Source organism: Flavobacterium sp. AK-345, from assembly GCF_058310175.1.
In genome coordinates, this window is the sequence record NZ_JBZEER010000001.1 from 681,562 (window position 1) to 703,020 (window position 21,459).

19 protein-coding genes and 1 tRNA gene are annotated in these 21,459 nt (G+C 31.2%); 9 read left to right on the forward strand and 11 right to left on the reverse strand.

The genetic code is table 11. The features are described from left to right. Positions 1 to 16 precede the first annotated feature (16 nt). The 4 genes from AC4FQ3_RS03165 to AC4FQ3_RS03180 form a co-directional block, all read right to left on the reverse strand. Complete coding sequence (locus AC4FQ3_RS03165; RefSeq protein WP_491180829.1) at positions 17 to 1,186, reverse strand: outer membrane protein assembly factor BamB family protein; 1,170 nt, start codon at positions 1,184 to 1,186, stop codon at positions 17 to 19. 233 nt (positions 1,187 to 1,419) lie between these two features. Beyond that, positions 1,420 to 1,566 (reverse strand): two-component regulator propeller domain-containing protein, encoded by a 147-nt coding sequence (locus AC4FQ3_RS03170; RefSeq protein ID WP_491180830.1) that lies wholly within the window; start codon positions 1,564 to 1,566, stop codon positions 1,420 to 1,422. 18 nt (positions 1,567 to 1,584) lie between these two features. Continuing rightward, the gene (locus AC4FQ3_RS03175; protein WP_491180831.1) at positions 1,585 to 2,532 is read right to left on the reverse strand and encodes a ligand-binding sensor domain-containing protein; all 948 of its coding nucleotides are present in this window, start codon (positions 2,530 to 2,532) and stop codon (positions 1,585 to 1,587) included. 396 nt (positions 2,533 to 2,928) lie between these two features. Further along, a complete protein-coding gene (locus AC4FQ3_RS03180; RefSeq protein ID WP_310281044.1) occupies positions 2,929 to 3,285 on the reverse strand; it encodes a winged helix-turn-helix transcriptional regulator in 357 nt (118 codons plus the stop codon). A gap of 136 nt (positions 3,286 to 3,421) precedes the next feature. On the opposite strand from AC4FQ3_RS03180, the gene AC4FQ3_RS03185 reads away from it, so the two are divergent. Next, on the forward strand, positions 3,422 to 4,204 hold the full coding sequence (locus AC4FQ3_RS03185) for an SDR family oxidoreductase (RefSeq protein WP_491180832.1): 783 nt from the start codon (positions 3,422 to 3,424) through the stop codon (positions 4,202 to 4,204). A 21-nt stretch (positions 4,205 to 4,225) separates the two neighbouring features. Further along, positions 4,226 to 4,549, forward strand: coding sequence for a nuclear transport factor 2 family protein (locus AC4FQ3_RS03190; RefSeq protein WP_491180833.1), 324 nt, complete (start codon positions 4,226 to 4,228; stop codon positions 4,547 to 4,549). A gap of 204 nt (positions 4,550 to 4,753) precedes the next feature. Here AC4FQ3_RS03190 and AC4FQ3_RS03195 read toward each other — a convergent pair whose 3' ends face one another. The 6 genes from AC4FQ3_RS03195 to AC4FQ3_RS03220 all read right to left on the reverse strand — a co-directional run bounded on the left by AC4FQ3_RS03195 (position 4,754) and on the right by AC4FQ3_RS03220 (position 8,810). Continuing rightward, positions 4,754 to 5,551 carry a S1 family peptidase gene (locus AC4FQ3_RS03195; protein ID WP_491180834.1) on the reverse strand — a complete coding sequence of 266 codons (798 nt, stop codon included), beginning with the start codon at positions 5,549 to 5,551 and terminating at the stop codon, positions 4,754 to 4,756. A 213-nt stretch (positions 5,552 to 5,764) separates the two neighbouring features. After that, positions 5,765 to 6,013, reverse strand: a complete 249-nt coding sequence (locus tag AC4FQ3_RS03200) for a hypothetical protein (RefSeq protein ID WP_491180835.1) — start codon at positions 6,011 to 6,013, stop codon at positions 5,765 to 5,767. Next, positions 6,006 to 6,296, reverse strand: coding sequence for a hypothetical protein (locus AC4FQ3_RS03205; protein WP_491180836.1), 291 nt, complete (start codon positions 6,294 to 6,296; stop codon positions 6,006 to 6,008). Before AC4FQ3_RS03205 ends, AC4FQ3_RS03200 begins: the two co-directional genes overlap by 8 nt. A 723-nt stretch (positions 6,297 to 7,019) precedes the next feature. Further along, entirely contained in the window at positions 7,020 to 7,178 is a 159-nt protein-coding gene (locus AC4FQ3_RS03210; protein WP_491180837.1) for a hypothetical protein, read from the reverse strand. A 6-nt stretch (positions 7,179 to 7,184) separates the two neighbouring features. Beyond that, a complete protein-coding gene (locus AC4FQ3_RS03215; RefSeq protein ID WP_491180838.1) occupies positions 7,185 to 8,456 on the reverse strand; it encodes a hypothetical protein in 1,272 nt (423 codons plus the stop codon). Between the two features lie 279 nt (positions 8,457 to 8,735). Then, positions 8,736 to 8,810, reverse strand: a tRNA-Val gene (locus AC4FQ3_RS03220). Positions 8,811 to 9,073: 263 nt separating this feature from the next. On the opposite strand from AC4FQ3_RS03220, the gene AC4FQ3_RS03225 reads away from it, so the two are divergent. After that, a complete protein-coding gene (locus tag AC4FQ3_RS03225; protein WP_491180839.1) occupies positions 9,074 to 10,864 on the forward strand; it encodes an ABC transporter ATP-binding protein in 1,791 nt (596 codons plus the stop codon). Positions 10,865 to 11,008: 144 nt separating this feature from the next. Here AC4FQ3_RS03225 and AC4FQ3_RS03230 read toward each other — a convergent pair whose 3' ends face one another. Beyond that, positions 11,009 to 12,178 carry a proline dehydrogenase family protein gene (locus AC4FQ3_RS03230; RefSeq protein WP_491180840.1) on the reverse strand — a complete coding sequence of 390 codons (1,170 nt, stop codon included), beginning with the start codon at positions 12,176 to 12,178 and terminating at the stop codon, positions 11,009 to 11,011. Between the two features lie 253 nt (positions 12,179 to 12,431). On the opposite strand from AC4FQ3_RS03230, the gene AC4FQ3_RS03235 reads away from it, so the two are divergent. The 6 genes from AC4FQ3_RS03235 to recQ all read left to right on the forward strand — a co-directional run bounded on the left by AC4FQ3_RS03235 (position 12,432) and on the right by recQ (position 21,408). Next, entirely contained in the window at positions 12,432 to 14,741 is a 2,310-nt protein-coding gene (locus AC4FQ3_RS03235) for an O-antigen ligase family protein (RefSeq protein WP_491180841.1), read from the forward strand. 154 nt (positions 14,742 to 14,895) lie between these two features. Further along, positions 14,896 to 15,963: a 3-dehydroquinate synthase gene (gene aroB / locus AC4FQ3_RS03240; RefSeq protein WP_491180842.1), complete on the forward strand. Its 1,068-nt coding sequence runs from the start codon at positions 14,896 to 14,898 to the stop codon at positions 15,961 to 15,963. 298 nt (positions 15,964 to 16,261) lie between these two features. Then, on the forward strand, positions 16,262 to 17,665 hold the full coding sequence (locus AC4FQ3_RS03245) for a type III PLP-dependent enzyme domain-containing protein (RefSeq protein ID WP_042566950.1): 1,404 nt from the start codon (positions 16,262 to 16,264) through the stop codon (positions 17,663 to 17,665). Between the two features lie 107 nt (positions 17,666 to 17,772). Beyond that, positions 17,773 to 18,741 (forward strand): deoxyhypusine synthase family protein, encoded by a 969-nt coding sequence (locus AC4FQ3_RS03250; RefSeq protein WP_007811609.1) that lies wholly within the window; start codon positions 17,773 to 17,775, stop codon positions 18,739 to 18,741. A 7-nt stretch (positions 18,742 to 18,748) separates the two neighbouring features. Continuing rightward, positions 18,749 to 19,156 carry a DNA primase gene (locus tag AC4FQ3_RS03255; protein WP_463461005.1) on the forward strand — a complete coding sequence of 136 codons (408 nt, stop codon included), beginning with the start codon at positions 18,749 to 18,751 and terminating at the stop codon, positions 19,154 to 19,156. 143 nt (positions 19,157 to 19,299) lie between these two features. Next, positions 19,300 to 21,408, forward strand: coding sequence for a DNA helicase RecQ (recQ, locus tag AC4FQ3_RS03260; RefSeq protein WP_491180843.1), 2,109 nt, complete (start codon positions 19,300 to 19,302; stop codon positions 21,406 to 21,408). Positions 21,409 to 21,459 lie beyond the last annotated feature (51 nt).

Consider the following 21,459-nt stretch of genomic DNA (forward strand, 5'->3'; position numbering starts at 1 on the left):
ACAGCTTATTTGTATGTTATCGAATTATTTTTAGATAGGCACTATAAGGGTCATCTTTAATAGTAGTTCGCAGATAAACTTCGTTTTCGTCCTTTGTTTTTAAGTCAAATTGAATTAAAGCTGCATCCGAATAATAAAACAGGGAATCATCAACAGGAAATTCAAAGTTTGAAATAGGATTGGTTGTTAATTTTGCTTCGGATGCAATTTCCCCGTTTGATAAATCTATCTGAAAAAGTTTTTTCTTGCGGGTATATCCCCAAAGATTATCACTTTCCTCAGTGATGTATTCAACATTGTCACCTTTAAAATCAGTTTTCCATAACTGCGTTCCTGTTTTTGAATCAACAGCATATATAGAAGAAACCTCCTCGCCTTGTGCTGCCAAATATATTTTTTTGTCTTTGCAAACTATACGTTCTTTGACACTGTGTTGATTTTCATCTAATTTAAATTCCCATAAAATATCAAGTTTATCAGGACTTAAGGCAAAAAGGATATTTTTTTCGTTTGTTATAAATATATTTTCACCATCTGTTACAGGTTTTCCGTAAATAGCTTCCTGAAAGGTTTTTTGATTAAGAAGTTTTCCTGTATTTGCATCAAAACTGTAGAAACTAGTTCCGCTTTGTGTAAAAATTTTATTGTCAAAAAACAGAACCGGAATATCATTATTAGGAGAATCTAACTTGTAGCTCCATAGTAAACTGCCATTTTTTATATTAAGAGCATAAATATTATTATTTTGAGCCGTTATATAAAGCTTTCCATTATTTATAGTTGGAATTTGATTTTTTAGTACAATTTGATCTGTAATAGTACCTATTCTTGATTTCCAAAAAACATCACCGCTTTGGTTATCCACTGCAAAAATCTCACCGTTAATAAACGGAATATAAACAACTCCATCTTGCAGTGTTATTTTATTAGCGCACATTTCAGTATAAGCATCTGTAGCTTTTACAGTCCAGTTGATACGTTCGGCTTCTAAATCAAATGATATAAGAGAGCCGTCGTAATCATAAATTAGGATTGATGTTTCGTCTAATGGAACTTTTGCAAGCGGATTTATGACTTTATTAGTAACCACATCATTAGGTTTTTCAGGTGCTGAGATGGTTGGCGTTTGCCCAAATATATTTATAAGACTAAATACAAATAAAAGAGTTATTAGTGTTTTTTTCATTTTAAAATTTGGCGTTTATGATTTGATTTCTTTCTCAGCAATAAATTTGCCAAATAAATAATATCTCTGTCAAATGTAGTAAAAAAATATTATAGCATTTTAGAAGATATATGCCTTTGAATTGTGCGTTGTAGTTAAAAATCTACGATCTAAACGTGTGATACGGATCGTAAAAGAATATTTGTTTCAAAAGTATAAAATGAAATATTGATAAAATTGAGTTTGTGATTGATCTAAAACTTTCTTTCGAAAGAAATACCATTGAATACATATACACCACTTGGACTTGCTCCTCCAAACCACAATTCTCCTTGTTTACTTCTGTATATAGTCCAAATATGTTTACTGTCAAGTCCGTCATCTTTGGCAAAATTTTTCACGGAAGTGCCATTATATTTTCATACACCAGATCCTACAGTCCCAAACCAAATATTTCCTGAAATATCTTCTCCAATGGAGAAAACTCTCTCAAGAGAATTGCCTTTGGTGCCCTCCTTTTTTAATTTTTGTTGTGCTGTAAAATTGATTGTTTCTTTTCCATCATACTTAAGAACGCCAATTCCATTATTAGCAATCCAAAGATTCCCTTTACTGTCTTCCATTATACTACGTATATGCAAAGAACCAATTTGTCCGTTTAGTCCCAGATATTGATTGTCAATTATTTTAAAATTGGAGCGATTATAACCAATTACGGCACCGTACATTCCAAACCAAATTGTTCCATTTTTACCTTTCACGAAAGGCGTTGACATGTAATATTTAAAGCCATCCCCAGGTTTGGGCTTCACAGGAAACAAGCGATAGGAAAGCTTTTGTCCTTCATATTGATACACCCCGGGATTCTTTTCGAGTTTATTGTAGCTCTCAATTTCATCCCCTTTAAACCAAAGGTCACTTTCATTTAATTGCCATTCGTTTTTTGAATTGTAATTTCGTTGTTTGTATATAGTTAATTTTTTTCCATTATAAGTACTCAACCCTCTACCACATTCAAACCAAATTATGCCATTTTTATCTTCATAAATATTCCTGACCTGATTGTGACTTAATCCGTTTTCTGTCGTGAAATATTGGAGCTTGCCATTTTTAAGTAAACATACTCCTTCGTTGTAACTGCCAAACCAAATATTTCCTTTGCTATCTTCTAATATTGAACGGACTCCCGAGGTATATTTCAATCTTATATCACTGATTTTACTTTCAATTGGTTGAGTGTTATTTTTAGCCTTATTTGATTGACTTTGATTATTACAAGAAATTGTTACAATAATCAAAAATGTATAGTAAATGTTAAGTATGTATTTCCTGTTTAATTTTACTTTCATCTTAGGGATATTTTTCATAATTCACAATTTGTATATACCAGATAAGGCATATCATACTTATTATATTCAGTATGCAATGTACCATAAAGTTTTAAAAAAGAATATTTGGGATTTATATATTTTTTGAGCTAACAAAAATATAATCTAATGAGGTTTGGAAGAGATATAAATAAAAAACGCCACTGTCTTCCAATGGCGTTGCTTGTCTTTATGTGGGTTTTCAGGGATTACATTCGAACACTTAATTGTAATTCTGACGTTTTTTAAAGGCTTAAAGTGATTAGCAGATTACGTTTTTGCCACAAATTTAAATATTCATAAATTGCTGATCTAAAGAATGATAAGCTCTGTGCAGATCGAAAAAGTGAACTGAGGGTAAAACAAAATGAGTATCAGTTTTTCTACATCTTAATTTTAACCTAAACGTTTTAAAATAAGTGATCGCAAACGTTCTTCATGCTCCTCTCCCCAATTCCCAATAGCTGCAATTACAGGAATTAGTGTTTTTCCAAAATCTGTCAGGCTATATTCGACTTTAGGAGGCACAACAGGGTAAATAATTTTTGAAACAAGTTCATGTTCCTCTAACTCCTTCAGCTGAATATTTAAAACTCTGCGTGAAGCATCTGGTATTTTACGCTGCAATTCACTTGGCCTTTTATGGCCTTCATTAATAAACCAAAGCAAACGTATCTTCCATTTACCGTAAAGTACTTCACCTATTAGGTCAAGCCCGCAGTTTAAGTTCGGTATTATTTTTCTTTCATACATATTACAAAAGTAATCCTATGTTCCTATATGTGCAATAGGGGAATAATTTATCCCTATATGAATCGTAACTCCTTACTTGTGAGGAAGTAACATACTTCCGAGATTTGTACAATAGAAATTTAAAATACAAAATAATATGGATTATCAAAATGAATTATCAGGGAAGATTGCCTTAGTAACAGGTGGCACAAAAGGAGCTGGAAGAGCAATTGCGGAAAGACTGCTACAAGCTGGGGCAACGGTTATTATCACTGCAAGAAACGCACCGGAAAAAGAAAACAGCAAGCTGCATTTCATTCCGTCCGACTTGAGTAAAGCAGAAGGAACACAAAAAGTTGTCAGCGAAGTGCTGTCGGCTTACGGAAGGCTTGACATTTTGGTGAACAATCTTGGTTCTTCAACAACACCTGCCGGCGGCTTTACTGCATTAACTGATGAAGATTGGGAATCAACCCTACAGGCTAATTTGCTTGCTCCGGTTCGACTGGACAGAGGGTTTTTACCTCAAATGATAAATCGAAAAAATGGAGTTATTATTCATATAGCTTCTATTCAAGGAATACTACCGCTATATGACTCCACTTTGCCTTATGCAGCTGCAAAAGCAGGATTGAGAAACTATAGTAAAAGTTTATCGAATGAAGTTTCACCTAAAGGTGTTCGGGTGCTGACTGTTTCTCCTGGATGGATTAATACAGGAGCATCGAAAGCTTGGTTGGCTGAGATTGCAAGAAACGCCAATAGCACTGTAGAAGAAGCACAGCAAGGCGTAATGGATGCATTGGGAGGAATACCATACGGCAGACCTGCTGAGCCGGAAGAAGTAGCTGAATTGGTTGGCTTTCTTGTCTCTCCGAGAGCCAGTTATTTATCAGGAACTGAATATGTAATCGATGGTGGAACTGTACCAACAATTTAATAATCTTTAAAAATAATAACAATGAACTTACCAAAAGTATTAACTGACTTGATTAAAGCACAGAACGAATTTGACGCCGTGACTTATGCCAATTTGTTTTCAGAAACTGCCGTAGTGTTTGACGAAGGTAAAACGCATAACGGAAGACTTGAAATAGAGCGTTGGATCGATCACTCAAACAAGAACTACCAAGCAGTGATGAAACCACTGGAATATACCGAAAACGGTACAACAAGCATCATAACTGCAACATGTTCAGGAACATTTCCAGGAAGTCCTATCACGCTAAAATTTCACTTTGATATTGTTGATGGGCAAATTCAGCATCTAAAAGTAACAGATTAAACATAGAAGAGAGTGAGACTGTTTACTATAAGTTATTTAAACGACAAATCCATTGGAATCCAATGGATTTGTTTGTCTTTCTGTGGTCCTTAAGAACCTGTTTACGAACCATTTTTTGCAGGATTTGAAGAAAATTTCAATTATATGATAATGAAAAAAAAATCAGATACTTAAAGACGAAAACAATGGTTAAGGCTTGAACTTCTAATCTAGTTCTTTCATAGTCTTATCAAATGCTAATTCAAGTAGTTCCTTAACAGCTGTAGCTTTTATTACTAACCCTAATCCTAAAAATTGTTGAACTCCTAATGTTGTAAATTGATTAGATGGAATTGATTGCAATTTTCCATGCTTGATCATGCTTTCAGTAATTACACCTATTAGTTTATATTTACTATTTAAAATAGTATAAACAGGACTTCCACTTGAGCCTTGGAAAACTTGAGCATCAATTACAAACTTCCTATCTCCATTAAAATCAATTTTCGGCAAACTACTTATATGACCTCTTCTTAGTAGAGGTAGATTGTTTTTGGTATCAAATCTGTTTTCGGGATAACCTATAAACCACACTTCCATACCAGGAACTAAATCATCTTCTTGAAAATCTGCAATCATTTCAATATTAAGATTAGTAAAAGAAGTATTGTAAACATCTGATTTAATTATTGAAACATCAATACAGGCTAAATCAATTTTTTGATCTGGATGCTCACTGTATAAGTTTGTAAAATCAGAAACGCTAAATTTTTGTAAATTACCAAAATCAGGAATAATTCGACTAGTAGTTCCTTTATTAAAACTTAATTCAATTTCATTTTTAGGATTCATGAAAACATGCTTATTAGAAATTAAATATAATGCAGATCTATTGGTATTATCATTAAAGGGAATGTTAAGCAAAAATCCTGTGCCAATTGAAGATCCACCATTGTTTGAAGATTTGATAGAAATACGAGTAGAGGCTAAAAATACTTGTTCTGAAAATTTATTTAAAGTCATGTTTTATATTGTTGATTATGAATTTTATCTGTTAATCACGTAGCTAATTATATATGTATTTTGGTAGATATTACGCTGTTATTTTTTTGTATAGTATTTTCTTTAAGTTTTTACAATTATATTTATAAAAGAAGATTCTAAGATTTTTTCATGAATTTCGATTACTAGAATACTTCCCCATTGTTTTTAAAAACGACAATGAAATTTTATTTATTATGATGCGTGAATTCCATTTTCTGTAAAACATTTAGCAATTTCAGTTCTTAATTTTGAGCAATGGGTTTCGATATTTAGATTCCTATCAATTGTAAATAATTTATCGCCAATATCATTTGTAATTGTAAGTCTTTCCAAAACTCCGTTTACATTAGTTACTATTACATTAAAGTTATCTTGATTTTGATATAAACAATAATAAACTCTATTTAAGATATCCCATTCAATCAGATTTAATTTATTCATTTAAAATTTCTTTTATTGTTTCACTTCGATTTAATTCATCATTCATTTTCATGAATCTACTTAATGTTTTTTTGTAATCATTACTATGGGTATCGTTAATTATTAATTTCTTATTTAAAGAATCGACAAGTTCCAGTAATTTAATTAAAGTATTTTCGTTTAGGTAAGCTTCTTTAATTTCAATGTATTTATCTATAATTTCATCTAAATCTTTTTTGGGAGGTTTAAATTTATAAATATTTAATAAAAATTTTTCTATTCTTTGTATTAGTTCATTTTTCATATTCATCTTTATAGTAAACCGAAAGCAGAAGTTATTTAATTATGTTTCTGAATAGTCTATATGTCATTATATCGCAAATAGATTTAAAATTTAGTTTTATTTTGCGATTTACTATAAATTGGATAAAAAATAATTTTTAAATTATAATTTTGATATAATTGCGAGAGTTTTTTAACATGATATTCTTTTCAAACTATCTTATAACAATTGGTATATCGAAACTAGACTTACTTGCCCTAATTAAAATGTATAAATCTGAAAAACGTTAGGTTATTTCTTAACTAATATAGAAACAATTTTTTATAATCAATTAAAGAGTTTTTTAATTTGCATGACACTCTTGGTATTTCTATAAATTATGAATGTTTGATGACAGTAATATTGATATAATCCTTAAGAACTAAGAATCATTTATTTCAATAATAATAGTACTTCGCAAACGAACGCAGAAAAATATACTTTTCTTGACCCCAAAAAAACCTCTAAAATCAAAAGACTATAGAGGTTGTTTAAAAATGGTGGGCTGTCAGGGACAGCAGTCGAACACTTAATCCCTATTTTGACTTTTTTTGAAAATATAAAATGAAGCGCTTTGTAAACGTCTTGGCGTTTGCCGAGGTTGGGTACTTTTGAAACCGAGTATTTTCGGCTTAACATAAATGTAGTGAAAAAACGATAATTCCACTAAATCCCCAATCTTGATAAACGGCCGTTAGTAGACGTTTATTTATTCAAAACAATTTTAATTTTATTAGCCAAAATTTGGCTTATTCGTTCAACAGCTTCAGTTTGATTTTTGGTGTCATTATTTTTTTGGCTTAACATTTTTGAGTTATCCATATTTCGCGATTCTTGTTTTATTATTTTAATTGCTGTTTTCATTTTTAATTATTTAAAATAATTACGCATAAAATGCTTATTTAACTCTTCTTGAAAATAATGTTTTCTCTTTTTCCATATGAATCCATCTCCTTTTGAAATTATTGCAACATCAATTGGTCCTCCAACACTTTCATCATCAGAAGATATTCTTCTTTTTAAATATGTTAAATATACCAAACTTTCTGCCATTTCTGCAAGATCCTCTTTTGACAGAATTGATATTGTATCTATTGTTGGGTTTATTTGTTTTTCTCGTTTTATATCGTTCATTTCATCTCGGAAATTTGAAACCAATTCTTCAATATTTATATCCCGAATTTGTTGTGCCAAATCTGGAGAATCTTTATCCAAAATATCTGTGAGAATAGTGTTGTATTTTTCAATAAATTTTTGATAGATATTCATATATGCATAATCAATATCAGGGCTTACTCCTGTTAAAAACATATCGATTACATCCGTTTGAGCAAAAGGTAAAATTTGCCCATCATTTGTATCACTCACTGAACGAGTTTTTATTTCAAAATATCGTAAATGATTATCGAATGCTTCGGCAATTTGGATTGAGGTAACAGAAGGATAAATTTCTTTATCGCCAAAACCTGCAAAGACTAACCCTGTGCTCTCAAATAAAAAGGTATCGCTTTTTATGTGTAAATAAAATTGGTTAATTAACAACGAAATTATCTGTTCACTGACAACTCTTTCTTCAAAAATCATTTTGACTAATTTTCTTAACTCTTTATCAGCAAAAGCTGTAAATTGTTCTAAAGTATAATCAGCAAAATCATCTGTTATTATATTACTATCAACTAATGCTTGAATATTAGTATTTAAAGTTTCTTCAATATAGTTAAAAAACAAAATGTCTTGTTGATCAGCAGGAGTTGCATCAGGTATATTTTTTAAAGCCTCATTTTTTAAAAGATTTAGATTCCAATAAATAAACTTCCCTAGTTCAAACTCTTGACTTTCTAATGATGTATAATAATTTTGATCTTTTAAAAATTTGAGGAAGTCATTTTTATAATCTACCAAAAAATCAAAACTGTTCTCATTTATATTTTTTCTATAAAGCTTAATTATCGTTTCCCAAGGAATTGACATAAAACTTGCGCTACTGAATATCATTATTCCTACAGGATGATATTTAGATAAAGTAAAAATCTTGTTGGCGGTATTATATATTTTTTTTTGATTATTTCCTGTTACGGTAACTGCACTGTCAGCTGCAAGTGCAATTCCTGTTTTATTCATTAATCCAATTACTGCTGTCATATATTAAATTTGTTTTGTTTCTCCGATTTTGTGCGTAAATATCTGCTAACTTATATATTCACGCTACTTTATGTCGCATATATAACTCATTCGGGATGTATATACACTAAATAATTAATCAAAAGTTTTTACAATAGTACATAAAAACAAAATACTGAGGTTGATAATTTTTAATAAACAGGAATTTAATTTGCTACGAGAAAATTAAACGGGGTAATTTATGAATATTACAACAAAAAACAACGCCATTGGAATCCAATGGCGTTGTTTGTCTTTGTGTGGGCGATGAGGGGTTCGAACCCCCGACCCCCTCGGTGTAAACGAGGTGCTCTGAACCAGCTGAGCTAATCGCCCTATTTTACTAGGCTGCTATCATTTCGTGATTGCGAGTGCAAATATACAGCTAGAATTTGTATTTGCAAGCATATTTATAAAAAAAATGAAATATTTTTTCACATTAGTGTTTATCAATCTGTTATTCAGTTTTTTAAAAAGTAAAGAGAATTTATCTTTTTCTTGTTTATTTAGTTAAAAAACAAAATCTTAAACGGAATCGATAATATTCTTTTGTATTCATTTGCCAGAGTCATACATTTGCATACCTTAATTGTATTCAAATGGCAAGATTTCAAGAAAATGATTTACCGAAAGCTAAATTAGACTCTAATTCAATTCAAAAAGCACTTAAAATTTTTAAATACGGTAAAAATCACAAATGGAAATTTTTTCTGGGTTTGATTTTTTTATTATTAACCAGCGCCACTGCCCTAGCCTTTCCAAAATTAATGGGAATGTTAGTCGATTGTGTTACCAATAAAAACCTTGCGAGAGCTAATGAAATAGCTGTTGGTCTTATGGGGATTTTGGTTTTGCAAGCTGTTTTTTCTTTTTTCAGAATTTCTCTTTTTGTAAATTTTACTGAAAACTCATTATCCAATATTCGTTTTGCATTGTATGAGAATCTGGTAAAACTTCCAATGTCTTTTTATTCTCAAAAACGCGTTGGAGAACTTAATAGCAGAATCAGTGCTGATATCTCTCAGTTACAAGACACTTTTACAACTACAATTGCCGAGTTTTTGCGTCAGTTAATTTTAATTATTGGAGGTTTTGTGATTTTAGGAAACATTAGTCCAAAATTAACCTTAATGATGTTGGCTATTGTGCCGATTGTGGCTGTTGCTGCAGTAGTTTTTGGAAGATTTATTCGTAAATACGGAAAAAAAACACAAGATAAAGTAGCCGAAAGCCAGGTAATTGTTGAAGAAACATTACAAGGAATCAGTAATGTAAAAGCTTTTGCCAATGAATGGTACGAAATTCAGCGTTATAAAAATAAGATTAAGGAAATAGTAAAAATTGCAATTAAAGGCGGTCAATACCGTGGTTATTTTGCTTCGTTTATTATTCTTTGTCTTTTTGGATGTGTTGTAGCCGTTGTTTGGTACGGAATTACCCTTACGATTAAAGGTGAAGTTGAAGGCGTTGGAGATTTAATTTCTTTTGTTCTCTATACTACTTTTATTGGGGCTTCTTTTGGAGGAATCGCCGAAATGTATGCTCAAATTCAAAAAGCGGTTGGAGCAACAGAACGTGTTTTTGAATTATTGGAAGAAACTCCGGAAGATATTAAAGCAAGTCCCAAAGCTTCTTCTTTAGAAAAAATAAAAGGAAATGTAAGCTTCAACAATGTAGCTTTCAGTTATCCTTCCCGTAAGGAAGTTCAGGTATTGAAAGAGGTAAATTTTAAAGCCGAATTTGGTCAAAAGATCGCAATCGTTGGCCCTAGTGGAGCAGGAAAATCAACTATATCTTCTCTTTTACTTCGCTTTTACGATATTACATCGGGAGAAATCCTTGTAGACGGAAAAAATATCTACGATTATGATTTGGAGAACCTTAGAGGTAATATGAGTATTGTTCCGCAAGATGTAATTTTATTTGGTGGAACCATTAGAGAAAATATTGCCTACGGAAAACCGGATGCAACAAATGAAGAAATCATGCTGGCAGCAAAACAAGCCAATGCCTTAAATTTTGTGGAAGGTTTTCCTGAAAAATTCGAAACTTTAGTGGGAGAACGTGGCGTAAAATTATCTGGAGGTCAACGTCAGCGTATTGCAATTGCACGTGCGCTGCTTAAAAACCCAAGTATTTTGATTCTGGACGAAGCGACGTCATCATTAGACAGTGAGAGCGAAAAACTAGTTCAGGAAGCTTTAGAAGTTTTAATGGAAGGAAGAACAAGTATTATTATTGCGCATCGTCTTTCGACCATTAGAAATGCGGATAAAATTTTAGTTCTCGATAACGGAAAAATTACGGAAGAAGGAACGCACCAGGAATTAATAAATCTTGAAAACGGAATCTACAAAAACTTAAGCAATCTTCAGTTTAGTAATTCTTAAAAAGGAAATTCCAATTTTTTATCCCGAAGCTTCGGGACCAAATTCCAATACAAAAAAAATCCATTTGCAAAGCAAATGGATTTTTTTTGTAAAATCTAAAATCTATCCCGAAGCTTCGGGACTAAAATCTAAAATTCAGAAATATTATTTTCCTTTTCTTCTATTACGTTCTGCTTTAATCATAGATAATTCGCGGCTTGTTTGCCCAGCAACTGAAGTGTTTTCTTCAGCACGACGAATTAAATAGGGCATAACATCTTTTACAGGTCCAAACGGAAGATATTTTGCTACGTTATAACCATTTTCGGCCAAATTATAGCTGATATTATCACTCATTCCGTACAATTGCCCAAACCAGATTCTGTTATCGTTTTTGGCAACACCTTTTTCCTGCATCATTTCCATCAATTTATAAGAACTCAATTCGTTGTGAGTTCCTGCAAAAATTGACATTGTTTCTAAATGGTCTAACATATAATGCACAGCAGCATCATAATTAACATCTGTTGCTTCTTTCGAAATACAAATTGGAGAAACATAATTTTTCTCTTCAGCTCTTTTGTTTTCTTTTTCCATGTAAGCACCGCGAACCAATTTCATTCCAATAAAAAATCCTTCGTTTTTGGCAACTTCATGTAATTTTTTCAAATAATCCAAACGATCCCAACGGTACATTTGTAAGGTATTAAAAACGATTGCTTTGTCTTTATTATATTTACGCATCATATCGGTAACCAAATCATCGGCAGCATCCTGCATCCAGCTTTCTTCACCATCAATCAATAAAGCAACATCTTTTTTATGTGCTTCGCTGCAAACATGATCAAAACGCGCTACTACTCTATCCCATTCCGCTTGTTCTGCAGTAGTTAGTGTTTGTTTTTCTCCTAATTTTTCATACAATTCAAAACGACCAAAACCTGTTGGTTTAAAAACTGCAAACGGAATTGCTAAACGTTCTTTAGCAAATTCAATAGTTTTTAAAGTCATTTGCAAAGCAGCATCAAATTGCTCTTCTTCTTCTTTTCCTTCAACTGAATAATCTAAAACAGACGAAACGCCTTTTGTAAACATTTTGTCTACCACTGTAATACAATCGTTTTCGTTTACACCACCACAAAAATGGTCAAAAACAGTTGCACGGATTAATCCTTCTACCGGAAGATTTGCTTTTATAGCAAAATTGGTAACAGCAGTTCCTATCCTAACTAAAGGCTGACTGTCAATCATTTTAAAAAGAAAATAAGCTCTATCGAGTTCTGTATCACTTTTCAACGAAAATGCAACTTGGGTGTTGTCGAATATTTTTTCCATTAAGTTTATTTTTTGTGCAAATATAGATAGAGTTTTGATTATTGTTCAGTTATAGAGGTGTTTTTTTGGTTTTAGTTATGTTAAAACTCAATTAAAACTTAGATAATTAATTTAATGCAAATTTTCAATGCATTGAGCATGATTAATAAATTGATTACTTCAAATTATTATTATTTTATTGTTGTAAGATATTTTTTAGAAAATAAAATGTAAGTTTTTATTTATAAATGTATCTTTGTGAAAATTTATTACGATGGAAAAAAGTATCAATCTAAAATCAATTCTAAACAAAGGTTCATTAGTTCCAAATTATATTGTGTTACTCTTTATAGGAGCAATTTTATTAATTGATTTTTTACCCCATTCTAAAACTATAGATATACTTTATCCTCAATTTTTATATCTGTCGATATTAAATTTCGTAATGTCTGTTTATTTGTATTTCAATGTAAAAGAAATAACAACAGATGTTATTTCTTCCATTAAAAGATCTTATTTGTTTTGGGCCTATTTTACATTTATAATTCTTTGCGGATTATCAGTTCTTGCAGCAAAAAACACGACTTTGGTAATAGAAAAATTCATAGAATTGATAATTGCCTTTTGTCTCCTTATAAATTTGACAATCCTTTTAAAAAATAAACGAGAACTACTCCCTAAAATCATCCTCATAATTGGCATTGCCGCTTTTTTTCAATCTGTTTTAGAGCTTTATTACTTAAAGCAAAAAGCAAATCAAACCACGATAGTAACTGCACTTGGCTTAATGGCTGAAAGAGCAGGAAATATCAATATTTTGGCAGCAAGTTTAATGATTAAGCTACCCTTCTTGCTAATTGGGATAACACATTTTTTGGGGCTTAAAAGAATCTTTTTAGTAATTACCCTTTTATTTGCAACAACTACTATATTTTTAACGGGCGCAAGAACAGCACTTCTTAGTATTATTTTAATTTATATTCTGTATGTCATTTATTATTTTAAAACATATTCTTTTAATAAATCATCATTTTACAGTTGTCTTACATTTATAATTCCGGTTATATTCTCTATCGGAATAACAAATGCTATTTTTAAAAAATCTGAAAATAATGATCGTTATACTTCTATAAATAACAGAATAAAACAAATTAATACTTCAGATGCTTCAGCAAACCTTAGGCTATTGTTTTGGAATAATACGCTGCAATTAATTGAAAAACACCCAATAAACGGCGTTGGTTTAGGAAATTATAAAGTAGAATCTATTCCTTATGAGAAAACTCAAATGGATGATTCGTCTATCTCCCTTCATTCTCATAATGATTTTTTAGAAATCACTTCTGAAACAGGAATTATTAATGGGTTGCTTTATATTTCCATTTTTGCATTTATTTTTTTTGTAAACGCAAAACGAATTTTAAAAGCAGAGGATATCGAGACAAAAACAATTGCCATTTTAGTATTGATGCTAACCGTAGTGTATGTAATGGACTCGCTTTTGAATTTTCCAATGTTTAGACCTACAATGCTGATTTTTCTATGCTTATTATTGGTTTTAACACTAGTAAACACACCAGAAATAAAGAACTTCGAATATCATTCAGGCAAAAATAAAATTTATTTGGCTTTGCTTCTGATTAGTGTTGTTACAACTTATTTCACATTTTTAGGATATAAAGCGTCAAACTTAGAATATGTAATACAAAAGGACAATAAAAATTCTTTTATAAATAGTGATCTTACCGGAGATGAATTAATTAAAGAATTACCTAAATTCAAAACAACACTTAGTACTGCTGAATCATTTTATGAATATGCCGGGATTTATTATATGAATGAAAAAAAATATGACGAGGCTTTGAAGTATCTCTCTAAAGCAGATAAAATAAACCCGCATTTTGGGCGTATAGATTTTTATAAAATGCTTATTTCTAATGCAAAAGAAAACAGAGACAGCGCCTATATTTATGCCAAAGAAGCATTTTATTTGCGTCCAAGAAATTTAAACTTCTTTAAAATGTCAGCACAATTTGCCCGTTCAAAAAAGGATACACAGGAAATATTAAAAGAGCATAAATTGATTACTCAATACAGAAAAATTCCTCAAGCCTGGCAAATAGCGGCAGAAGAGCTTCAAAAAGCAAATTATGACAGTAATAAAATACTAAATTTTATAGACCTTGGACTAAAAGAATTTCCTGGAGATAGTATTTTGACAAAGCAAAAAAATGGCATTTTGGTTAGTAATTATATTAAAGAAGGACGAGCTCTTGTAGATAAAGATAATTCGGATAAAGAATTAAGTTTTTATATGAAAGCTCTTAAGCTAGATCCTCAAAATGCTGAAGTAATGCAAAATATGGCTTTCTATTATTATAATAAAGCAAATTATAAACAATCACTATCTTATTTTCTGAATGCATTAAAACACAAAAAATTTAATTCAGGAAGAACAGAATTTTTTATAGGGAATTGTTACTTAAAGCTTAATGACAAAGAAAATGCCTGTCAGTATTTTAATTTGTCCAATTCTAAAAACTTTCCCGATGCAAAACAGCTAATAGTTCAAAATTGTAAATGATAAACTTAATCTGTACTAATACACGTGCAAATTCAAGTTTTATGCTATCTATATTGATTCTTTTTAGAGATTATTTTGTTTAAATTATAGAAAAAGTTTGGACATTATTTAGTTAAAAATGCCTTATTTTGTGGTTTCAATTAACCAAAGAAATATGCAATCTATTCAAGCCAATAATTATTTAGTGCATTTCAACCAAAATGCATATAAAGCTTTAAATACACATTTAAAAGACAATAAATATTCAAATTTGTTTATTATAGTTGATAATGAGACAAATGAACATTGTTTGCCGAAATTTTTGCCTTTACTTGAAACCGATTTAACGATCGAAATAATTGAATTTGAATCTGGCGAGGTTAATAAAAATATTGAAACTTGTATTGAAATCTGGAACGTTTTAACTGAGCTTGGTGCTGATAGAAAATCTCTTGTAATTAATCTTGGCGGCGGCGTTGTCACAGATTTAGGCGGATTTGTAGCTTCGACTTTTAAACGCGGAGTTGATTTTATTAATATCCCTACTACCTTATTATCAATGGTTGATGCTTCTGTTGGAGGAAAAACAGGCGTTGACTTAGGAAATCTTAAAAACCAAATTGGAGTTATTAATGTACCTCAAATGGTTTTGATTGATACAAATTACCTTGAAACTTTATCGCAAAGTGAAATGCGCTCTGGTTTGGCAGAAATGCTCAAACACGGTTTAATCTACGATGCACCATACTGGAAACAATTTTTAGATTTAAAATCTATTGATTATGCTGATTTTGATGAATTAATTTATCGTTCTGTAGAAATCAAAAATGAAATTGTAATACAGGATCCAACAGAAAAAAACATCCGTAAAGCCTTAAATTTTGGGCATACTTTAGGTCATGCCATAGAAAGTTATTTTCTGGAAAGTGAAACTAAAAAAACATTATTACACGGTGAAGCAATTGCTGTTGGAATGATTCTGGAAAGTTATATTTCATGGCAGAAAAATTTAATTACAGAAGCAGAATATACTGAAATCAAAAACGCAATTAAAAACATTTATGATCATGTAGTGTTTGAAGAAAATGACATCGATCCTATCTTAGAATTACTTATTCATGATAAAAAAAATGAGTACGGATTGATTCAATTTGCACTTATTGAAGGAATCGGAAAAATAAAAATTAACCAATCCGTTGAAAATAAATTGATTCTGAATGCGTTTCAAGATTATAAATCTTAAACTTTTTTTAATTAAAACCATTGCATTAGGTATATATTATTTTTTACATTTGCCACGATGAAAACAAACAATAAACAGAGAAATTTTAGTTCTTATAGAAACCGACTCAATAGTTCTTTACTAAGGATGTTGAACCGTTTTTATAATAGTAAAAGTCCGTTTTGTTTTGATGTTTTCTCATGCTCAAAAGCAGAACACGAAAAACTGCAAATTATATTTGCCAATATCAGGGTTTGAATTTAAGATTATTATCGTATCTTAAATTAAAAAATTACAATCCTAAAATATTGAAAAATAAATGAATACAAAATATTCTGACCTAATAAATCAAACTTACTATTTTCCACAAGAGGAATTCAAACTAAACAAAGACAACTTACAATTTCACAATATCGATTTGATGAAATTAGTTGAGCAGTATGGTACGCCATTAAAGTTTACTTATTTACCTCAAATTTCTGAAAATATCAATAAGGCAAAAGCCTGGTTCAGAAAATCAATGGAAAAAAATAAGTACGAAGCAAAATATTACTATTGTTATTGTACAAAAAGCTCTCATTTTGAATACATTATGAATGAAGCTTTTAAAAACAATATTCATATTGAAACATCATCAGCATTTGATGTTAATATTGTTGAGAATTTGTTAGAAAATGGTAAAATCAACAAAAGTACTTATGTTATTTGCAATGGTTTTAAAAGAGATGAATATATCAGTAATATTGCAAGATTAATCAATAACGGACATAAAAATACTATTCCGATCATTGACAACTATGAAGAACTTGATTTGCTTCAGGGAGAAATCAAAGGAAAATTCAAAATTGGAATTCGTATTGCAGCTGAAGAAGAGCCTAAATTTGAGTTTTATACTTCAAGATTAGGAATTGGATATAAAAACATTGTCTCATTTTACAAGAAACAAATTCAGGAAAATGAAAAGTTAGAGCTTAAAATGCTTCACTTTTTTATTAATACCGGAATAAATGATACAGCATATTACTGGAATGAGTTAGTAAAATGTATTAAAGTATACATTGCGCTTAAAAAGGAATGCCCTACTCTGGACGGATTAAACATTGGAGGCGGTTTCCCAATTAAAAATTCACTTGCATTTGAATATGATTATCAATATATGATTGATGAAATTATCAATCAAATTAAAATCGCTTGTGATGAAGCTGAAGTTGATGTTCCAAATATTTTTACAGAATTTGGTTCGTTTACTGTAGGTGAAAGCGGTGGTGCTATCTATCAGATTTTGTATCAAAAACAACAAAATGATAGAGAAAAATGGAATATGATTGATTCGTCATTCATTACTACTTTGCCGGATACTTGGGCTATAAACAAACGTTTTATCATGCTGGCGGTTAATCGTTGGAATGATACTTACGAGCGGGTTTTATTAGGAGGATTGACTTGTGATAGTGACGATTATTACAATTCAGAACAAAATATGAACGCTATTTATTTGCCTAAATACAACAAAGAAAAACCATTATATATTGGTTTCTTTAATACTGGTGCGTATCAGGAAACTATTGGAGGATATGGAGGTTTACACCACTGTTTGATTCCGCAGCCTAAACATATTTTAATAGATCGTGACGAAAACGGAATTTTAGCTACCGAAGTTTTCTCAGAACAACAAACTTCTGACGATGTATTGAAAATTTTAGGATACACAAAAAAAATATAAAAAAAAACCTGCAAATTAAATGTTAATATGTATAAAATTGTTAATTTGCAGTATCATGTAAAAGGTCAAACTTTTAATTCAAAAAAAAAACAAAAAAACAAAAAAAAATGAAAGGACCTATCAGTCAGTTTATTGAAAAACATTATTTACACTTTAACTCTGCTTCTCTTGTGGATGCTGCAAAAGCATACGAACAACAATTAGCAAACGGTGCTAAAATGATGGTAAGTATGGCTGGCGCTATGAGTACAGCAGAAATTGGTAAAATTTTTGCCGAAATAATTAGACAAGATAAAGTACAGATTATTTCTTGTACCGGAGCCAATCTAGAAGAAGACATCATGAATTTGGTGGCACACTCTCATTACGAAAGAGTGCCTAACTATCGTGATTTGACACCAGAAGACGAATGGGCTTTGCTTGAAAGAGGATTAAATCGTGTTACAGACACTTGTATCCCTGAGCATGAAGCGTTTCGTCGTTTGCAAAAACACATTTATAAAATCTGGAAAGATGCTGATGATAAAGGTGAACGCTATTTTCCGCATGAATTCATGTATAAAATGCTATTATCAGGTGTTTTAGAAGAATATTACGAAATAGATTTAAAAGATAGCTGGATGTACGCAGCGGCTGAGAAAAATTTACCTATTATTGTTCCGGGTTGGGAAGATAGTACAATGGGAAATATCTTCGCTTCTTACGTAATCAAAGGAGATTTGAAAGCTTCTACCATGAAATCCGGAATTGAATATATGACATTCCTTGCTGATTGGTATCCAAAAAATAGTACTAACGGAATTGGATTTTTTCAAATTGGTGGTGGTATTGCAGGAGATTTTCCTATTTGTGTTGTTCCAATGTTGTACCAGGATATGGAAATGCATGATATACCGTTTTGGTCTTATTTCTGCCAAATTTCAGATTCAACAACTAGTTACGGATCTTATTCCGGAGCAGTTCCAAACGAGAAAATCACTTGGGGTAAATTAGATATTAAAACCCCTAAATTTATTATTGAGTCGGATGCTACAATTGTTGCTCCATTAATTTTTGCTTACTTATTAGATTTATAGGATATTTATGAAAAGAGTTATAGTAGACTACGCTAAACTTACCAATGAAATTTTAAACCTTTTGGTAGAAAAATTTCCTGATGGTTATGATGATTCGGATGTTATCCGTTTTAGAAATGCTAAAAACGAATTGATCGAAGCTGTTGAAGTACGTACTGAAGACACTATTTATTTAGTAAAAATTAGTACTAAACTTGCTGACAGAATTGAGAATTACGATGAAGACGATGATATTGACGTTGATGTTGATACAATCGAACCAGTAAAAGGTCTTGATCTTGACGATGATATTGATGACGACGATGATGACGATGCAGTAGACAAACCAGATACAGATGGCGGAGATGACGACGACGACGATGACAGAGACCCAGATGATATCGCTGATGACGATGATGAAGACGACGAAGATTAATTTATCTCCTTCAAAATAAAGTAAAGGAACTCTATACGGAGTTCCTTTTTTATTTTGAATACTAAAATCATGTATTTTTTTTATAAGTAAAATCTTATATTTATAATTTCTTTAATATATTTACTTTCGCAAATAAAAGCCCAATGAATTCAGATATATTACACGCCAAACTAAAAGAAAATTTTGGTTTTGAAAAATTCAGACCTAATCAGGAAACCATAATCAACACTATTCTTTCGGGTCAGGATACTTTGGCTATTATGCCAACAGGTGGCGGAAAATCGATTTGTTTTCAATTACCGGCTTTGGTTTTACCAGGAATTACAATTGTAATTTCTCCTTTAATTGCCTTAATGAAGGACCAGGTAGATAGTTTAAAGACCAACGGAATTTCAGCTTGTTATATAAATAGCAGCCAATCCAGCGAAGAGCAACAATTTTATATAGAGAATTTAAAATCGAATACTTTTAAGCTTGTTTATATTGCTCCGGAAAGTTTATCCTATTTAGATGTTGTTTTTAACGAATTGACAATCAGTTTAATTGCTATAGATGAAGCGCATTGTATTTCATCCTGGGGACATGATTTTAGACCGGCATATACTAATTTAGGATATTTAAAAAGCCGCTTCCCTTCTACTCCAGTGTTGGCTTTGACAGCTACTGCAGATAAAGCGACGCGTACTGATATTACAAAACAACTAAAATTAAGAAATCCGAAAACTTTTGTCGCATCCTTTGACAGAAAAAACTTAAGCCTTGAAGTTCGTCCTGCATTAGATCGTGTTAAACAAATTATTGATTTTGTAGAAAGCAAACCCAATGAATGCGGAATTATTTATTGTCTGAGCCGAAAAACTACAGAAGAACTTGCCGAGAAACTGCGAAATAAAGGAATTACGGCAAAAGCATATCATGCGGGTCTGGATAATAAAGTTCGTGCACAAACACAAGATGAGTTTATTAATGATGATTGTCAGGTTGTTTGCGCAACGATTGCTTTTGGAATGGGAATTGATAAATCGAATGTGCGCTGGGTTATTCATTATAATTTGCCTAAAAATATTGAAGGCTATTATCAGGAAATTGGCCGTGCCGGTCGTGACGGACTGCCGGCAGAAACAGTTTTATTTGAAAGTTATGCCGATGTAATCCAACTTCAGAAATTTGCTTCAGAAGGATTAAATTCTGATGTTCAGCTGGCAAAACTGGAGAGAATGAAACAATATGCAGATGCTTTAAGCTGCAGAAGAAAAATTTTACTTTCCTATTTTGGTGAATTGGTTAATGAAAATTGTGGTAATTGTGACATTTGTAAAAAACCACCCGTATTTTTTGACGGGACTATTTTGGCTCAAAAAGCATTATCGGCCATTACTCGTTTGCAGGAATCTGAGCCTTTGGCAGTAATTGTAGACTTTTTAAGAGGCTCGAAAAACGCATATATCTACGAAAAAAATTATCAGAGCTTAAAAACGTACGGAATTGGCGCTGACATTTCGTGGTATGACTGGAATCAGTACCTTATTCAGTTGATTAATCTGGGATACCTTGAAATTGCCTTTCATCAGCACAATAAAATTTTGCTTACTCCTTTTGCCAAAAAAGTTTTATTTGAAGGTGAAAAAGTAAAATTGACGACGGTTGTTAAAAAAGTAATTGATAAAAACGAAATCAAAGAAACAAAAGCTAAAACTGCTAAAAATTCACTTTTTGAAATACTTCGAAAATTACGCTACGAAATTGCAAAGGACGAAGAAGTTCCTGCTTATGTAATTTTTAGTGATGCTGTATTAAGACAAATGGAAATTTTGCGCCCAATGAGCGATGAAGAATTTCTTGCCATTGATGGTGTTGGTAAGGCTAAACTTGAAAAATATGGCTCAGAATTTATAGATGCAATTGTTTATTATGAAAAAGTAAAAAAAGCAAACACTAAAGCTAAAAAAGAAGGCAACACTTATAAAACAACTTTAGAACTTTTCAAAAACGGAAACAGCGTTGAAGAAATTGCAGGAAAACGAAATTTAGGGCAAACAACGATTGTGTCGCATTTGGCAAAACTATATGTAGATGGAGAAGATATAGATTTAAGTTCATTTGTTACAGATAGCGAAGTTCAGCAATTACACAAGGCACAAGTTGAACTTGAATATCCAACAGCATTAAAGCCATATTATGATCACTTTGAAGAAAAATTATCTTATGATAAAATTCGTTTTGGTCTCGCTATTGTGGAGAGAAATAAATAGTCTTTTATAAAACAAAAAATCCTGTGAAATATAATTTCATAGGATTTTTTT

Excerpts from the sequence above, each read along its gene's own strand:
- AC4FQ3_RS03165 (WP_491180829.1), bottom strand. The coding sequence starts at position 1,186 with ATGAAAAAAACACTAATAACTCTTTTATTTGTATTTAGTCTTATAAAT.
- AC4FQ3_RS03175 (WP_491180831.1), bottom strand. The coding sequence starts at position 2,532 with ATGAAAAATATCCCTAAGATGAAAGTAAAATTAAACAGGAAATACATA.
- AC4FQ3_RS03180 (WP_310281044.1), bottom strand. The coding sequence starts at position 3,285 with ATGTATGAAAGAAAAATAATACCGAACTTAAACTGCGGGCTTGACCTA.
- AC4FQ3_RS03185 (WP_491180832.1), top strand. The coding sequence starts at position 3,422 with ATGGATTATCAAAATGAATTATCAGGGAAGATTGCCTTAGTAACAGGT.
- AC4FQ3_RS03190 (WP_491180833.1), top strand. The coding sequence starts at position 4,226 with ATGAACTTACCAAAAGTATTAACTGACTTGATTAAAGCACAGAACGAA.
- AC4FQ3_RS03195 (WP_491180834.1), bottom strand. The coding sequence starts at position 5,551 with ATGACTTTAAATAAATTTTCAGAACAAGTATTTTTAGCCTCTACTCGT.
- AC4FQ3_RS03200 (WP_491180835.1), bottom strand. The coding sequence starts at position 6,013 with ATGAATAAATTAAATCTGATTGAATGGGATATCTTAAATAGAGTTTAT.
- AC4FQ3_RS03205 (WP_491180836.1), bottom strand. The coding sequence starts at position 6,296 with ATGAAAAATGAACTAATACAAAGAATAGAAAAATTTTTATTAAATATT.
- AC4FQ3_RS03210 (WP_491180837.1), bottom strand. The coding sequence starts at position 7,178 with ATGAAAACAGCAATTAAAATAATAAAACAAGAATCGCGAAATATGGAT.
- AC4FQ3_RS03215 (WP_491180838.1), bottom strand. The coding sequence starts at position 8,456 with ATGACAGCAGTAATTGGATTAATGAATAAAACAGGAATTGCACTTGCA.
- AC4FQ3_RS03225 (WP_491180839.1), top strand. The coding sequence starts at position 9,074 with ATGGCAAGATTTCAAGAAAATGATTTACCGAAAGCTAAATTAGACTCT.
- AC4FQ3_RS03230 (WP_491180840.1), bottom strand. The coding sequence starts at position 12,178 with ATGGAAAAAATATTCGACAACACCCAAGTTGCATTTTCGTTGAAAAGT.
- AC4FQ3_RS03235 (WP_491180841.1), top strand. The coding sequence starts at position 12,432 with ATGGAAAAAAGTATCAATCTAAAATCAATTCTAAACAAAGGTTCATTA.
- aroB (WP_491180842.1), top strand. The coding sequence starts at position 14,896 with ATGCAATCTATTCAAGCCAATAATTATTTAGTGCATTTCAACCAAAAT.
- AC4FQ3_RS03245 (WP_042566950.1), top strand. The coding sequence starts at position 16,262 with ATGAATACAAAATATTCTGACCTAATAAATCAAACTTACTATTTTCCA.
- AC4FQ3_RS03250 (WP_007811609.1), top strand. The coding sequence starts at position 17,773 with ATGAAAGGACCTATCAGTCAGTTTATTGAAAAACATTATTTACACTTT.
- AC4FQ3_RS03255 (WP_463461005.1), top strand. The coding sequence starts at position 18,749 with ATGAAAAGAGTTATAGTAGACTACGCTAAACTTACCAATGAAATTTTA.
- recQ (WP_491180843.1), top strand. The coding sequence starts at position 19,300 with ATGAATTCAGATATATTACACGCCAAACTAAAAGAAAATTTTGGTTTT.